16 protein-coding genes and 1 pseudogene are annotated in these 16,909 nt (G+C 40.4%); 4 read left to right on the plus strand and 13 right to left on the minus strand.

The genetic code is table 11. The features are described 5' to 3' along the window. Positions 1-217: pseudogene (locus L5M10_RS13745) on the plus strand (IS256 family transposase); the annotation flags it as partial. A gap of 119 nt (positions 218-336) precedes the next feature. Here the strand turns inward: L5M10_RS13745 and L5M10_RS13750 are convergent. Beyond that, on the minus strand, positions 337-1,041 hold the full coding sequence (locus L5M10_RS13750) for a SapC family protein (protein WP_263236548.1): 705 nt from the start codon (positions 1,039-1,041) through the stop codon (positions 337-339). Positions 1,042-1,137: 96 nt separating this feature from the next. Then, on the minus strand, positions 1,138-3,816 hold the full coding sequence (locus L5M10_RS13755; protein ID WP_411568905.1) for a TonB-dependent receptor: 2,679 nt from the start codon (positions 3,814-3,816) through the stop codon (positions 1,138-1,140). A gap of 387 nt (positions 3,817-4,203) precedes the next feature. Here L5M10_RS13755 and L5M10_RS13760 point away from each other — a divergent pair, with 387 nt between their 5' ends. Beyond that, entirely contained in the window at positions 4,204-5,220 is a 1,017-nt protein-coding gene (locus L5M10_RS13760; RefSeq protein ID WP_131525952.1) for a LacI family DNA-binding transcriptional regulator, read from the plus strand. Positions 5,221-5,268: 48 nt separating this feature from the next. Here L5M10_RS13760 and L5M10_RS13765 read toward each other — a convergent pair whose 3' ends face one another. Together L5M10_RS13765 and glnB are read right to left on the minus strand one after the other, a co-directional pair. Next, positions 5,269-6,558: an NAD(P)/FAD-dependent oxidoreductase gene (locus L5M10_RS13765; protein ID WP_028760910.1), complete on the minus strand. Its 1,290-nt coding sequence runs from the start codon at positions 6,556-6,558 to the stop codon at positions 5,269-5,271. A 196-nt stretch (positions 6,559-6,754) separates the two neighbouring features. Next, positions 6,755-7,093: a nitrogen regulatory protein P-II gene (glnB, locus tag L5M10_RS13770; RefSeq protein ID WP_028760911.1), complete on the minus strand. Its 339-nt coding sequence runs from the start codon at positions 7,091-7,093 to the stop codon at positions 6,755-6,757. A 241-nt stretch (positions 7,094-7,334) separates the two neighbouring features. Between glnB and L5M10_RS13775 the strand changes: the two genes are divergently transcribed. Then, entirely contained in the window at positions 7,335-7,847 is a 513-nt protein-coding gene (locus L5M10_RS13775; protein WP_263236553.1) for a GspH/FimT family pseudopilin, read from the plus strand. 143 nt (positions 7,848-7,990) lie between these two features. Further along, the gene (locus tag L5M10_RS13780; RefSeq protein WP_113941309.1) at positions 7,991-8,485 is read left to right on the plus strand and encodes a GspH/FimT family pseudopilin; all 495 of its coding nucleotides are present in this window, start codon (positions 7,991-7,993) and stop codon (positions 8,483-8,485) included. A gap of 91 nt (positions 8,486-8,576) precedes the next feature. Here L5M10_RS13780 and L5M10_RS13785 read toward each other — a convergent pair whose 3' ends face one another. The 9 genes from L5M10_RS13785 to lspA form a co-directional block, all read right to left on the minus strand. Beyond that, on the minus strand, positions 8,577-8,882 hold the full coding sequence (locus L5M10_RS13785) for a TapY2 family type IVa secretion system protein (RefSeq protein ID WP_113941310.1): 306 nt from the start codon (positions 8,880-8,882) through the stop codon (positions 8,577-8,579). Continuing rightward, positions 8,879-9,271 (minus strand): type IV pilin protein, encoded by a 393-nt coding sequence (locus tag L5M10_RS13790; protein ID WP_131525276.1) that lies wholly within the window; start codon positions 9,269-9,271, stop codon positions 8,879-8,881. Before L5M10_RS13790 ends, L5M10_RS13785 begins: the two co-directional genes overlap by 4 nt. An 11-nt stretch (positions 9,272-9,282) precedes the next feature. Continuing rightward, a complete protein-coding gene (locus L5M10_RS13795) occupies positions 9,283-12,789 on the minus strand; it encodes a pilus assembly protein (protein ID WP_263236558.1) in 3,507 nt (1,168 codons plus the stop codon). Between the two features lie 2 nt (positions 12,790-12,791). Then, entirely contained in the window at positions 12,792-13,253 is a 462-nt protein-coding gene (locus L5M10_RS13800; RefSeq protein ID WP_263255432.1) for a PilX N-terminal domain-containing pilus assembly protein, read from the minus strand. Between the two features lie 12 nt (positions 13,254-13,265). After that, positions 13,266-14,234 carry a PilW family protein gene (locus tag L5M10_RS13805; protein WP_028760918.1) on the minus strand — a complete coding sequence of 323 codons (969 nt, stop codon included), beginning with the start codon at positions 14,232-14,234 and terminating at the stop codon, positions 13,266-13,268. An 11-nt stretch (positions 14,235-14,245) separates the two neighbouring features. Beyond that, positions 14,246-14,833, minus strand: coding sequence for a type IV pilus modification protein PilV (pilV, locus tag L5M10_RS13810; protein WP_263160927.1), 588 nt, complete (start codon positions 14,831-14,833; stop codon positions 14,246-14,248). A 183-nt stretch (positions 14,834-15,016) separates the two neighbouring features. Further along, entirely contained in the window at positions 15,017-15,973 is a 957-nt protein-coding gene (ispH, locus tag L5M10_RS13815) for a 4-hydroxy-3-methylbut-2-enyl diphosphate reductase (protein WP_028760920.1), read from the minus strand. 1 nt (position 15,974) lies between these two features. Further along, entirely contained in the window at positions 15,975-16,397 is a 423-nt protein-coding gene (gene fkpB / locus L5M10_RS13820; protein WP_263255433.1) for an FKBP-type peptidyl-prolyl cis-trans isomerase, read from the minus strand. Then, positions 16,394-16,909, minus strand: coding sequence for a signal peptidase II (gene lspA / locus L5M10_RS13825; protein ID WP_028760922.1), 516 nt, complete (start codon positions 16,907-16,909; stop codon positions 16,394-16,396). Before lspA ends, fkpB begins: the two co-directional genes overlap by 4 nt.

Consider the following 16,909-nt stretch of genomic DNA (forward strand, 5'->3'; position numbering starts at 1 on the left):
CACCACTAACGCAGTGGAAGCAGTGCATCGTCAGTTTAGAAAACTGACCAAAACCAAGGGCGGCTTTGCCAACGAGAACAGTTTACTTAAGCTGCTTTACGCGGGTATATTAAAGGCCTCCGAACGCTGGAGTCACCCTGTTCAGAATTGGAATTTGACGCTATCGCAGCTATCAATCCACTTCGAAGGCCGTTTGGACGAATATATCGATCTGTGAAACTAACCTGACACAGAATTATGAACACCCTCCAGAAATCCAACCTGCAGTTCCGCCACCAACAATGACGACACTCTTTATTTCTTTTCTTGAAGTCATGATCTATGCCTGCTGATTACTTAAACGCTCAATTCGATTTCTTCTTTCGCTAGGCGATTAATTTGATGCAATGAGTTCAAATGGCTGTAAATCGGCGCTAAAAGGCCCCGTCGCTTGATATCTAAGAACTCATCTGAGTTGAGTTGATTTAACTTAGCTTCGTCGATGAAATAGATACCATTTATGCCGCGTTTTTCGCCTTTAATGTCAACAGTAAGACTTTGGGGAGAAAATAATTCTTTTTGTGCCAAAAATGCAATAATTGCCTTACTCATTTGCTCTTGTTCGAAGTTTTTTATAATACTGTCTTTACGCAATCTTAAAAACGCAGTTTCCTCTCCACCTTCAAACAATGCATTTCCCTTATCAGTGCTCACATGGGCGCTTTCTTCTCGTATCCCCACCCATACTTTATCCTGCTGTTCAGCACTCAACATTAAACCAAACGGATAGTTTTTAAGTATATTTGGAATATACAGCCCTAACCATTTGCCATCTTTTTGCTTCAAATTCTGTCCAGGTTTTAATCCAAGCATAATTACGGACTGATATTCTCCTGTTTCACTATGTTTAACAAAAACAACAGGAGCATCTACAGCAGCAAAGGCAAACTCATAAATTGAAATGGGTAGTAAGTGTTGCGCAGCAACATGTTCATAAGTGGTAGGAGTCACTTTCAGGTGCGCATGTTTTGCTGAGTCAAGTGGGGTGATTGAATTAGTCATATGAGCTCCTTGAGGGCTTCTTCTGATTGAATATTATTGAGATATAAAAAAAGGGAGCAAGCTCCCTTTTTCATTTATACATGAGTTAAATCGAGATTAGAATCGTACGCTAGCGCCTAATGTAATTCGGCGGGCCATGTTGTATTCAAATACAGGGAAGCCATCCGTAAAACCACTTAGATTAGATTGGAACTGATTGTTACCAAACTGACGTGAACCTTCTTCTAACAGGTTATTACCATCAAGTTTAATATCCATATAATCAGTAACATGCCAAATTGCACTCAAGTCCAAGCTACCAAATGCATCGTGTAAACGATTACCGTATGAACCAGTTTCACGGATCATATATTCACTACGCCAGTTATATGCTAAACGAACTTGGAACAAATCGTTTTCAAAATAACCAGTTAAGTTATATGAGTGCTTTGAACTATCGCTTAAGAACGGGTTGCGATCTGTATATGTATTTGGGCTAGTTTCACTATCAGTATAAGTGTAGTTAACAATTGAGCCGAAGCCGTTCCCAAAGTCTTGTTGATATTGCAGCTCTAAACCTTGGATTGTCGCCGATTCGCCATTGGCTTTCTCTTGCACAGTCCAACCACCAGCAACTTCATCAGGTTTTAACGTGCCAGTAAATGGGATATCGGCGCTATCTGCATGGTACTCACTAAAGGTTACGAAGTTTTTAACATCCTTCATAAACAAAGCCGCAGAAAGTAATGACTCTTCATTGAAATACCATTCAATGCCTAAGTCTATTTGATTAGCAATAAATGGTTTTAACCCGATATTACCAACAACCCATTTTTGGTTATTAGGCACATCATCATTTGCACCTAAAACGTTAGGGTTAACATACATGTCATCATACTGTGGACGAGCCATAACTCGAGCCGCTGATGCGCGCAATATGAGATCAGGTGCTAAGTCGAATGCTACGTTTAAGCTTGGTAACCATTCCCCATAATTAGCTGAAGCATCGGCTTTCTTACCATCAACATAGTACGTTGAGGTCGCTTCAGTACCCGCATAACGCACACCAAAGTTACCGCGTACACCTTCTGATGCAAAGTTAGCCATCACATAAGCAGCATAGTTATCTTCATCAATTTCACGGTATGAACCAAAATCTTCAGTCTCACCGATGATGCTCGATTTAGCCCAATCTTTTAGTGCATCTGGATCAAAACGAATAATATCGTATTCACTCGTACCTACAGCAAAAGTACCAGTATTTAAGCCTGCTGTTGATATGACAGGATTAAAGTCATCGGCTTGTACAAAGTCAAAACGTCGACTAGTTGTATTATGCTTCGCATATTTCAGACCCGTTTTAATGGCATTAACCACACCTAGATCTACATCAAACTTAATATCTGCTTGAATATAAGTTTCATCATCTGTTTTTGGTGTTTTATTAAAGTTACTGCCAGTACCCATTGCAAGCGAACCTGGATCATAAGTGGCTGTATCAAAACCATTTAAATCCCAAGTTTGATGACCATTGGTAAAGTCGTAAGTCGCACCATTTAATGCTGTACCACCCAGACCATCTTCAACAACCATTTCAAAATCGGTACCACCAGTAGAACTTGTATCACCGATTTGAGTCGTAAACTGGTATCCATCACCGCTATATTCCATCTTCAAGTCGAAAACTTGAGACTTCATTGTCGCTTCACGAGGACGAGCTTGCCAATATGCTAAGTTAACAGGGCCTGCAACTTGAGAACCTGACTGTGATGCATCTGGCTTATCACCACCACATAAACCGCAGCCACCAATCCATTCCGTGTTATCCCAAGCACCAGAACCAGGAGCACCTGACCATGAAGTGTCAGCTTGCGTAAACCATAATGCGTAGTTGGTGTTGTCCGCGGCCATTTGCATGTCCATCGCGTTAAACACAAAGTTTAATGAATCAGACGGGGCATACTGGAATGTTGCAGCAATAGCTGAACGTTCGCGCTCTTGTTCAAATGCGACAGGGCCAGCACCCCATTCCCAAAACGCTTCATCGCCTTGACGCTGCAAGCTACGATTTTGCATAACGCCAGAAACTAATACACCAAAAGTTTCATCATCATTCTTCCAGCTACCTAAGCCTGAAAATTGTGGATCTGTTTCACCCGAATCGCTTTGATATTGAGCTTCAGCAGAAGCAAAGAAAGTCATTGAATCCATATCCAATGGCTTACGGGTATTAACTACAACAGTACCACCCACACCACCTTCAGCTAAGTCCGCTTGGGATGATTTATAGACTTCTAAGTTACCAACTAATTCAGATGGTAATAATTCATAGTTAAATGAACGTTTTGCAGGCTCAAGAACAAACCAACCTGTTGAAGCTACGTTTTGTCCATTCAGAGTTGTCAAAGTCAGATCTTGACCCGCACCACGAATTGAAACACCCGCGCCTTCACCAAATTGACGCTGGATCGTGACACCAGGAATACGTTGCAGAGATTCTGCAACGTTTTTATCCGGAAATTTGCCAATGTCTTCAGCAGTAATCGCATCCACAGTACTGTCTGAGAAGCGTTTAGCATTTAAGTTAGCTTGCTGGGAAGCGCGAATACCGCGAACTTCAATTTTTTCAATATTTTCAGGTGCTGCGGTGGTTGTCACGGCGTCTGCAGCAACAGCGCTGATGGATACAGCACTGCCAAGTAGGATAGCAATATTTGTAGCTAGTACGGTTTTCTTAAAGGTTGATGGTCGCATCTCGTTTCCCTTCCATAACTTTATTATCGTTTTAGTATTCATAACCATTCCCCGCGGAATGACAACGCTGTCATGTCTAGTGCAAACATTACACAATAATTAACAGCCTTGCCACAACAAAATAACGATGGAAGCAAAAAAATGTCATAAAGCAGAATGTTGAATCAGTAGTTTTATTAAAAACCATTATAAAACATGAGCTTTAATATTATGACGTAAATTTACAACTCCCAGCATAATTGTAACAATGATAAATTAACGCCAATTTGTAACAATTCAGGATTGCTAAGCACATCAAAAGCTCGCACTATAAGATGTATAAGTCAGAAAAAACTGATAAAAAATGTAAGCTTGTAAATTGCAGGTAAAGAATTTACGTTCATAGAACAGTTAACCCCTCGCGACCTTAGACAAAGAGTTTTTACATCAATGAAAGTCACTATCAACGACGTAGCTAAATATGCTGGAGTGTCTATCAAGACAGTATCCCGTGTAACCAATAACGAACCTTCAGTGAAGCAGGCCACCGTTGACAAAGTGAACGAGGCGATAAAAGCACTTAACTACCAACCTAATTTAGCAGCAAGAAATCTAGCAGGAACTAAATCCTATGCTATTGGTTTTATTTACGATAATCCAAACGCTTACTATATTATTGATATGCAAAATGGGATCTTGTCAGCCTGTAAAGACAAGGGCTATGAACTTGTCATCCACCCTTGCAATGCCAAATCAGAGACCATATGTGATGAGCTTACAGCACTAGTCAAATATTCTAGGCTCGCAGGATTAGTACTAACACCTCCCTTGTCAGAAGATCCTAAAGTACTCAAAGCACTCACTGAAATTGATGCTAACTATGTGCGCATTATTGCGGGAGAAAAGGACAACGATCAGAATGGGTTGACTATTTTAGTCAACGATAAATTCGGTGCAGTTCAAATCACCCAGCATCTGATTGATTTAGGCCACAAGCATATCGCTTTTTTAAGCGGAGATTTACACCATGAATCCACCAAAGAGCGATTACTTGGTTTTAAACAGGCATTAACAATAAATAACCTAAAGCTGAATGAAAACTACATAATTGAAGGAAAGTACTCATTTGAGTCCGGTGTTGATGGTGCTAACAAGCTCATCAAACTAAAAAATCGCCCGACGGCGATTGTTGCTTGTAACGATGAAATTGCCGCTGGTGCACTTTTTGCGGCTCGTTTAGCGGGTTTAGACATACCCGTTGATTTATCAATTGTCGGTTTCGAAGATAGCCCATTCTCACGTCAAACCTGGCCTAAACTTACCACAGTACATCAGCCAAACGCAGAAATAGCTCAGGTTGCTACTGAATTATTAATAGCAAAACGTCGCGAGCAAGATGCCATATATTCTAGAACCTTTACTCCTGAACCTATCATTCGTGACTCGTCGGCAATTCCTAAACAATAAAAAAGAGAGCATATATGCTCTCTTTCTATCTCCTAAATCACATAGAAATCAATGTAATTTGAGCTTCGGACGCTGCCACTTCAATAACTTTTGTGCCACTCGATACACAATTGCCGAAAACCAACCATAAAGGCTGGCTAAATGCCTCTGATACAAAGAGATATACATCAATCTTGCTATATGGCCTTCAACAAAGAAAGTGCCAGAGCGTAGGTTCCCCATTAAATTGCCTACCGCAGAGAAGCGGCTTAAAGAAACTAATGAGCCGTAATCTTTATAAATAAAGGCCTTTTCAGGCTTACCTTGTAATCGATTAACGATATTATCAAACAAGGTATCAGCCATCTGAGCTGCTGCTTGCGCCCTTGGTGGAACAGGCTGGCCAGAACTTTGGATCAATAGAGCGCAATCGCCAAGGGCGTAGATATCTTGATGACCTTTCACTCGCATACAATCATCAACTTCTACCTGATTTCGCGGAGTAATGGGCAGTTTTGCAAAATGCTGAAATGCTTTTGGTCCTTTGACACCGGCAGCCCATACTTTTAAGCCTGCTTTAATCACATCGCCATCTTGGGTAATGAAACCATCACGAGTCACTTCTTTAACTTGAACACCGATATGTAAACGTATACCAATCTGATCAAGAACAGCCTGAGCCCTAGCGCTTACACGCTCTGGTAATTGAGGAAGGATTTTGGGGGACGCTTCAATCAAATGCACATCAAGATGATGCTTAGCGATATTCAGATAGCCGTACTCTTTAACAGACTCAATGACATGATGAAGCTCTGCTGCCAATTCAACCCCTGTCGCACCCGCACCGACAATACCAATGCTGACTCTTTCTTGCGTTTCGTTTAATTGAAGTAAAGCGTCGAGTAATTTATGATGAAATAAATTGGCATTTTCAAGGCTGTCTAAGAAAATACAATGCTCATCAGCACCTAATGTATTGAAACTATTAGAAACTCCACCCAATGCAAGCACTAAAAAATCATAATCGATTTGTCGCTGCTCTAAGAGCAACTCGCCTTCATCATTATAGACTGCGGCTAACTGAATCGATTTAGCATCCGGCTCACACTGCTCTATCTCACCACGAATATAGCGATAACCGTTTTTAAGTCCATGATCGCGATAGAGTAAACCTTCAATAGATTGATCTATCACACCAACAGCGACTTCGTGTAATTTAGGCTTCCATATATGAATAGGACTTTTATCAATTAAGCACACATCGACGACATCACTACCGCCCCATTTACGGCCCAACTTCGATGCAAGCGCTAAACCAGCAGCACCACCACCCACGATCACTATTCTTTTTGTAGCCAAAATGACAACCTCATAAAACTCATTTGCGAGGCTAAGTTATACCATGTTACAGATAAGAGATAACTACATTAGTTGAGTAAAACAGGCGATTTTCCATTAAAGATATTTCAGAAACCCAGCAGTACTATTTAGTTTTTCCATATGCTTAGGCAACAAAAAAGGGCCACTAGGCCCTTTAGAATCGTTCGTAAGCAGTTTATACCGCTTCTTCGTTTTCTTCACCCGTTCGAATACGGATAACACGTTCAACATCAGTGACAAAAATTTTACCATCACCAATTTTGCCTGTGCGGGCCGTTTCAACAATGACATCAATTGCTTGGTCGAGCAGATCGTCTTGGATCACTAACTCTATTTTTACTTTTGGCAGAAAATCCACCATATATTCGGCACCACGATACAACTCTGTATGCCCTTTCTGACGACCAAAACCCTTAACCTCCAGTACCGTCATCCCAGTTATACCAATTTCTGCAAGTGATTCGCGCACATCATCTAACTTAAATGGCTTAATAATGGCTTCAACTTTTTTCATTAAAAATTCCTCATCCCTTGCAATAACATAAACAAACAGAATAACACTAGCTTACACGGGGTTACGTCAATATTGAAGTGAATGTAGTGCTTTACTCATAAAACACAGTTTCTATAAAATCGCTTTTAGCACATAAAAGTCTAAAAAAAGTACTATGAATATTGCCTCAGATTTTATACTTACATTCTAGCCAGCACTAACTCGCTCGCGGGATGCAAGCGAAAAATAACAAGGATCTGTTATGAACTCCCATCGAAAAGGCTTTAGCCTGATAGAACTTATCACTACGATATCAATTTCAACAATCTTGTTAACAGTTGGAGCTCCTTCCTTGACCGATCTCAGCGATCAGATAAGAGCTGATACCAATATTAAAACTATCCAGCAGACACTTCAATTTGCGCGAAATACAGCTGTTAGTTATGGCTATAGGGTCACAGTATGCCCACTCGTAAATGGGAAATGTACTCAAGATTGGCAAAAGGGATTAACAATTTTCATTGATACAGGTGTAGTCGAAAGCTTCGATGCTAACGATAAAATTATTAGGGTCATTGATGAATTCGATTCGAAAGATTTTTTAACATACAATAAAAGTTCGATAAAATTTCAACCTGATGGGTTAGCTTCTGGAAGTAATGGTACTTTCAAGTATTGCCCACGAACAATTGATAGCAAAAATTCCCGTGCAATCGTTGTTAATCAGGCGGGTAGAGTTCGCCTTTCTACCGCAAAGAATATCAATTGCGATTAAATTTAAATATATACTCCCTATTATAATTTAATTATATAAAAGCAAGAAAATCAATTTATTGGGTATATTGAAAATATAGAATAGATACTGACCATTAGAGTCTCCTCGCATATACTTAGCTAAGTTTTAACGAGGATAGCTACATGTTAATTATTTCAAGAGGATTTACCTTAGTCGAACTGATGGTCACAATTGCCGTAGCAGCAATCCTACTAGCCATAGGGGTTCCATCACTTACGTCGCTATACGAAGGGACACGCAGCGCTAATGAAATACGAAAAATTAGTGATGTGTTTGCTTTTGCAAGAAACCAAGCTGTCAACTATGGCGCAACAGTAACAGTCTGCCCATACGCGGCATCACCATGCGGCACAGACTGGAATAAGGGGTTCAGTGTATATATTGACAATGGAGGTGCCAAGAATGTATTGAAAGTGATAGATAGTTTCAATACACACGATGTAATTTCCCTATTAGGGCCCGCCGATAAAAAAATTGATTTTACACCCGATGGTTTAGTCTCAGTTGAAACATCAATTATCTATTGTTCAAATGGGCAAAGTGACAATTCTAAAAGCATCAACATTAGCACTTCAGGTTTAATAAAAGAGGGCGCAGATGGGAAAAGCTGCACATAAACTATGGGAGACTAAATCTACCGTTCACTACCCTAAAATAATATTATCCTTAAATCGTTCGTTGTTAACATTTAAAAATACATGCTGATGTTTATCTAGGTGTTAACTTATCCAAAACTTGCGCCTTAGTATTAGTAAATTCAGCGTTTAATGCGACACACTCCTCAACACTATAGATGTAATATTTCGATCCATCATTTGATTGGCGAGTAGTACCAACAAGGCTAGCCATTCTCACATTCATTTCACTACTCTTCCAATGATAGAAGGCAATCTCAGCACTTTTCTTTGATGTAATGTAGCATTTGAAGTCTTGTTCGCTGACTGTTGCTCCAGAGTCAGCCCAAACTAAGCTTGGTAAGAAAGCCACCGTTATAAAGAGGTTTATTAATTTCATTTCCAACACTCCGCACTCGGACCTTTTGCCCCAGTATCTGATATTGTTAAAGGAGAGCACGAGGCATCACGGCTAGCCTGAACCCCTTGAGCAACTGCCTTAATCGTAAAGCTTGATGCACCACTTGATGATACAGAGTAATGTTTGTGTTCAGTGATATAAGGGTTGGCCCCTACAAGTTTTGTTAAATCAGTAGCATATTTTTTATTATCGAGATAATACTGTTCCTGCAAGTTTGCTATACGCATCAAAGCAGCTAACCCTTCTGATCTTGCACTCTGAGCAATGTACTGCGTATAAGAAGGGTATGCAATCGATGCCAAAATACCAATGATCACGACGGCGATCATCACCTCTATCAGGGTAAAACCTTTAAGTTGAACCTTCATAAATTAATAACTCATTCATTTATATGATAATAAATTTTATTAACACCTAACCCAGAAGCAACGTTGATTGTTCCTGTATAATCCCCATTTTCATTTTTCTCACCTTTACCAACTCCAATAATATAGATATAGGGATCTTTACCGGATTCAGGTGCAGGAATAACAATCTGCGGTGTATCCGGTACACGTTCACCCAGTTCATAATATAATTGAGAAAAGGATCTCGTTCCTTTGTGCAGATCGAACGGATATAATTTGCCAGAACCAGACACCAAACACACGTTATCGGCAACCGAGTCTGCAGGGGGAGAATAAGAAGTGAAATAAACTTTGCCTTGGACAATCAAGGCAGCTGTTAAACTCTTTTCACCTAGACCACTAAAATCATAGAACCAGCCGAGTTTTTTACCGAAACTTATGTTGTCGGCTTCAGACGCAGGTGCATTAGAAGTCACATCATAGAGATCATTGATTGTGATCGCCTCGGGAATATCACCGCCAGTAAAACTCTTAGTCACCACATTACGATCTTGCAATGTAAAAAACATATCATTGATATCAGTAGATGATGGGTGGGGTCGCGTTCCACTTCCAATCACCACCGCATCATAGGGAACATTTTGATAAGTTTTAGTCGTAGTAGTACCACTCTCTGTTGTCACCTTAACTTCGGATAAATTAGTAAACATCGTTTGTGCTACAACAGGTTCTGCATAAAAACGACGATTATTACTATCAGTACCACCTAAAGAAGCAAATTTAAATGCACTCCAACTCGACTTACTTGCACTTGGAAGATCAATGCGCCAGACATTTGCACCGACATCGGAGGCATAAATCCTATCTGTATACCCATCATTATTACTATCAAGTACGGCGACTGAGTTTGGAATGCTATCCTGAATACCCGAAAGTACTGTTGCACCCGATGCAGAGCCACCAAATGAATGAATCAAAGTTCCCTTCTCTGCATCGACAATATAAACCGCACGACCGACCGGAGAAGATGAAGGAGTTGCATCAAAACTAACATCGTAGCCACCACCAAAAATGAGTACAGGCTTTTCATAACCAACGATTTTCGTCACTATAGGCTCAGACCATGTTTGTCCAAGATCAGAAAAACCATCCGTTGATGGATTAATAGTCCACATTAGAGAAGGGCTATCAGGGTTTGTCACATTGAGGGCATAATAAGACGAGCCACCTCGACGCATCCCCATATAGACCCATGCTTTAATCACTTTACCCTCAGCATCAGTTTCTGTGTAAGCAACTGGAGATGAATCCATTCCGTATACTGTGTGTACACCTGAAGGATCATTACTTCTCAGTTCTGTTAAATTAGGCAATAACTCATAGGGAATAAAGCCCCAAGTCTCTGATACAGATTCGCCCGCATCTTTAAACATATGCACAACACCTTGATTAGTGCCAAGCATGATACGAATATCAGTCGCGCTTTTTGTGCCGAAATTGAGTGCAAGTGGCTTAGAATGAAGAGGATCACCCATAACATCATTACGTTTATCTGTCGTACTACCATCTTTATTATCGTCGTCGACATCTATCCCATTAAGCCAATTTAACGTATTAGCAAGCTCATCTACGCTAGTTCTCATATAGCTAGCTAGCGCAGCATCACCGCCTGCTGCAGTTTGTGCATTAGCAAGTGTTAAAGGCGTTAAACTGGAGGCCCCATTTAAGTTACTTACAATATTCCTAACTTCTTGCTTTCTGATTTGTGCCGCGACTCCGCCGACTTCAACTTTATTCCCATCCTTTTGCGCAACACAATCCGACCATATAGTACAGGCACCATCTTTAATATTGCCGTTATCTGCTATAGCTGCATTCCCTTTACTATCAACCAATGTTCCATCTGCGGTTACTTTTAATTTTTTTAAATTACCGCTCCAACGAGGTCCTTTGCCTGGGAGAAACATAGCGTAATAAGCGGCATCAAATGTCTGAGTCCTATCAAAATTATTACTAGCAATACTTGGAGATGTAAAACTTGAATCAATATTCAAAATATTTGATAACGCATCATTAAGTGCATTCTGTAGTTCAAGACTGTTCTGAGCAGCAAAATATAAACCACCACCTCTTTTAGCCGTCTCAGCAAGTAAAGGTGCGGCATCTTCTGCACCTTTACTAAAACCAATAGTATAAGTACGAACATTCTGCATTTGTTCAGTATTTGAACTGTCCAATTTGTTAATTAAGTCGTTATTAAACATATAACTAGCTAATGCGGGCAAATAGCTTGCTGTATCTAGATTTTTAGAAAATGAAGAGTAATCCCCTTCCTTACTTCCAGTGGCAGTTAAACTAATAACGTCATTATTCGCATTTTTATCAACTGTTGGAGAGCCATCAGTGACATAGATAACATAAGCAATATCCGTACATACTTTAAATGGACTTGCGTAGTTACCACTCTTCTCCACTGAACTATCATACGGGGGTTTATTTCCTACATACGAGCCATAATCAGTATCACTATGACCATATTTAACGCCCTTACCTGCAAAGTAACGGTAAGCTTCATACATAGTCTCACATAGTGGTGTATTTGTTTTTGCTGGCAAACTATCAATAGTAGATAATAAACTAGCACGCGTACTATCCGTCATCTGAGTAATGCCAGATACAATTCGACCACCGTCTCGATTACCTTCATTTGGATAATTATAATTAAATACAGCAAGTCCAAAATCCACTGTTGGAGTTGAACTAATAATATTAGAAATCGCTTTCTTCGCAATTTCTAGTCTTGAAATTTTTACCGTTGGTAATTTTCCCGCTTTAGATAATCCGTACCATCTTAGGTAATTATCAGTGTACAAGGTAATAGGTTGTCCAACACCAAAGTCAGTATTATTTGCTGCGGCTAAAGCATTGGTCCAAGTTGTTCCTGGTAGTGAGGAAGTAAAATATGGATACGCTTTCTTTTTACTACCTGACCCCGTTGTTACCCCGTTAGCAGGAAATCCATTAGGATATGATGATGAATTACTCGGATTTATTTGAGAAATATCTTCCCAACAATCAATTACTTTTATTGCTGTACCGTTTGTTTCAGGTAGTTCTTTCCAAACACCAGTAGTACCACTTGATGTGAACTCTCTTATATACCCAGTAAAACGACCAAACTCTGCTAATGCAGCTTTGCTTTGACTACATCCATTTAAACTAGCTTTAAAATTACGCTTATCAGAGCTAGTATCAGGGGTGGGTAATCCTCCACCGCCAACAGCATAATAAATAAGAGTATCACTATACCCAGAACCACTTACGGCTGGGTAGTCATAGTTAGGGTCATAATCTACAACCTGAGTAATTTCTTCAGTCGACATACTTCCTGAGTTATCAAATATAACGAGCACTTTAGGTCTTGCGCCCGTTCGAGTTGTTGATTCTTTTACATATAACTCAGTATCGTCACTAAAGGAGAAAGCCGACACAAAAGTCAGCGCAAGTAGTATAGAACAAGCCAGCTTTTTAATAATCATATCTAACTCCCAGTTAAAACTTCTTGCTCCACACCTGCGACAACAGTGAGTTGGCCCAGTTTATCTCTACCAAATTCTGCTGTACTACTAATCTCAACACGCCGACAGCTGATTAAATTACCACTATTTGGCCTTGTACTCCGCTGGCATCCAACATCTGTTGCACTAATGACAACATTACCTGCAGCATCAACTTCATAAGGAATTGGCGTTAACGTTTGGTTAGAACCAAATTCAACCACAGATGAAATCTCAGATAGTTTGGCTAAGCTAGCACCTTTATTGGCTTCGATTGCCGCCTCTAAGCCACCATCAGCAACAGACTTAGCCTCTATACGTTCTGATCCTGCTCCAGACATACGCATAGATTGGGTCGAATTAACAGCCAAAGCGACACCAATAATAGTCATAAGCAACAATATGATAAGTGCAAAAAATAATACAATTCCTTTTTGCTTTTTCATCTTACCAACCTTCTAATTTCTAATTAACACTGGATTAGCAAGCACCATAGTCGTCGAAACTATCTTGCGTCGATAATGATCATTCAAATTTTTAATTTCCTTATCGCCCAGAGTATAAGTAGTTTCATTGGTGTAACTTTTATCTTCATCAATAGCACGAACCAACAAGAAAACCCTTAAGGCAACAAGCCTTTGAAATAATTCGTTGTCCCACATTAATGTGGTTACATTTTCTGCAGGCATAAAACTATCGGCGGTATCATCTCCATTACTATCAAAACCATAAAGAATACGCATATTCTCAATGCCTTCAACTAACTGCTCTTCGTTATTCATGCCATTATTCTTGGTTAATGTTTTTCGGCGTAGAACAGGTACAGAACCATCATTTTTAATAAAATAAATATGATGCTGATATTCCCAAAAACGAGCATTTTCGAGTACTGGATTGGGAGGATTACCGCCTTTAAACATCACAGCTTCACTCGAAGTTGCAGCCATATAAAAACGCTCGCCATTGGGATTAGTCACTGGTGGGCCAACTAATCTTTTAATTTGAATGACATCCGTATTCTGATTCACACCTGATAAGCAACTTAATGTATCCCCACTCTCGCCCTCTTCATATCCCCATAGACGCCTAAAGTGTGCAGGTTCAGCATTAGGTAAAGTACCGTTATTTACACCTGCACCAATACAATCATTTGCAACACCATCCCTCAAGGTCATATTGGTTCCAAGTACAAAATCAGTTCCCGTTATGTCCCCCATAAAACCTAACTGACTAATGTCTCTTTCCATGAGCGACAAAGCTATTCGTCCATTTTCTTGCAATTGGTTAAACTGGCTCGTTGTGATCACATTGGAAGAAGACATACTAAACATGCCAAAAAGCCCAAGAGTGAGAAATAAGCCAATGACCATAGAGACCATTAGCTCAACCAGCGACATCCCTTTCTCACAGTTTTTTAAATTATCCATACATAGTTAACCTAAATAATCATTGTCGAAAGAATAAAAAGCCGCCTACGCGTACCAATATCTTCTCCACATTCACTCCCAGAATAACTTGTACCCGCGCCCTCTCGGATCCCTCTCCACGCAATTGAGACCGTTACAGTTGAACCATCTACATTAATGCAAGCTGTTGGAGAGTCTAACCCACCAACATTCTGGCTATCCATAACTTCGGCAGCCCCCATAAAACTCTGTTCCCACTGGTAAAGATCCCAAGCTTCAGTCTCTTCTGGAGTACATATACTCACTGCGCCAACAGCAACGTCACAAACATTGCCTGGTTTATTAAGAGAGCCAGTATACTCACCAGCGTAATTACCCAGCTGCGCTCTATTCAGCTTCATTCGATTAATTATATCGTTTGCATAATAGGAGGCTTGAGTTTGCTGAAAGGATTCAAAGCTGCCACGCTTTGCAACAATATGCAGATTAAAAATACCAATTAAGCCAATGACTAAGATCACTAACGCAACAAGCACTTCAATTAATGAGAAGCCTCGTTGAAATTCCCTTTGTGTCAACCTTTCGATTTTAGTCATATTTTTGACAAGCTTTTCAGCTATTTACCTTTAAAAATCTTAGTATTACGATAAAAACTACCAACAGTTAATAATAGATGAGTAAAATGTAAGTAGCCAGTAACATTAGCACATAAGCATTGACATCATTATGCTTTGAATGAATTTGAGACAATAAAAAAGAGGCTTATAGCCTCTTTTTTATTGACGATTAAACAGTACACAGATTTAACGTAATTCGGCTGGCACAGCAAAAACAGTGTCTTCTTTACGCCCTTCAACTTCAGTCACAACACTAGGAGCAAGTTTAGCGATTGCTTGAACCACTTGTTGGACTAAAACCTCGGGGGCTGAAGCTCCAGCGGTGACGGCTACACGTGTAACATTATCAAACCAACTAGACTCAACATCATCTGCAGTATCCACTAGATAAGACTGGGTTCCTGTTTTCAATGCTAGCTCGCGTAAACGATTAGAGTTAGAGCTGTTCTTTGAGCCAACAACAATCAATAAATCAACGTCTGCAGATAAATTGCGTACCGCATCTTGACGATTCTGCGTTGCATAACAAATATCGTCTTTTCGCGGACCTTCTATAGAGGGAAACCTTTTCTGTAACGCAACAATAATGTCCAAAGTATCATCTACAGACAAAGTAGTTTGTGTCACGAAGCAGAGATTATTGGGATCGCGCACTTCCAAAGCTTCAACATCAGCAGGCGATTCAATCAGATAAACTCCACCATTAGGATTATCGTATTGACCCATAGTACCCTCGACTTCAGGGTGCCCTTCATGGCCAATCAGGATGCACTCAATACCTTTGCGGCTGGCACGCGTCACCTGAAGATGTACTTTAGTCACTAAAGGACACGTCGCATCAAAGACTCTCAGCCCTCTCGCCTTAGCTTCTTGTCTCACCGCTTGAGATACACCATGGGCACTGAAGATAACAATGTTGTTATCCGGCACTTGATCTAACTCTTCGACAAAAACCGCACCGCGATCCTTCAGATTCTGCACGACATAGCGGTTATGCACGACTTCATGGCGAACATAAATAGGCGGCGAAAATAATTCCAACGCCCGTTCAACAATACTGATAGCACGATCAACACCCGCACAGAAACCTCGCGGGTTAGCGAGCATAATGTTTAAACTTGGGCTAGTAGGATCGAGTTTCATCTTAAAATACCTTTACTACGTCCAGTTCAAAAGTGATCTTGTGTCCTGCCAGAGGATGATTAAGATCGACTGTGATGGAATCACCCGCAACATCACGGACAATACCTGGGATCTCACTACCACCAGGGCCTGCAAAACTCACAATCACGCCAGCCTCTAAACTCATGTCAGCCGGAAAACGGCTTCGATCTAGATAATGGATAGCATCAGGATTGGATTCGCCAAAGGCATCAATCGCTTCAAGCGTGAAACTGTGCTTATCACCTTCAGCAAGCGTCACCAGCTGCGCCTCAAATACAGGACTTAAAGTACCATCACCCACATTTAATCGAGCCGGTTTACCCGAGGCTTTAGTGCTATCGGCAGTTGAGCCATCAGCAAGCACAATGTTCATGTGGCATAATAATGAACGTGTCACAGTCACTTTTTAACCCCTTCAGCGCTATCAGCTTCAGACTTATCGCTTACAAATGCATCCCAAATAATCAGCACTGCACCGACACAAATAGCAGCGTCGGCAATATTGAATGCTGGATAATGGCTCTTATTCCAGAAGAAATCGATAAAATCAACCACGAAACCATGCATCAATCGATCGACTAAATTACCTAAAGCACCACCAATCACTAAGGTGTAAGCTAGATTCAGTTTCCACAAAGAAGACGATTGCTTACGCAACCACACAGTCAATAACGTACTGAATCCAATCGCAACAATCGTAAACAGCCAGCGCTGCCAACCTCCAGCTTCACTTAAAAAACTAAAAGCTGCACCATAGTTACGTACATAAGTGAAATTAAAGAAGGGCAATAATTTCACTGATTCATACAAATCAAAATTGGCTAAGACCCATTGCTTAGATAGCTGATCGGCTAAAAACACCAATACAGCTACCCAATACCAACGTAAGCCACTGTCTTTCCAAGTTAATGGCAT

It is taken from the genome of Shewanella sp. SM32 (assembly GCF_025654235.1).
Taxonomy (GTDB): domain Bacteria; phylum Pseudomonadota; class Gammaproteobacteria; order Enterobacterales; family Shewanellaceae; genus Shewanella; species Shewanella oncorhynchi.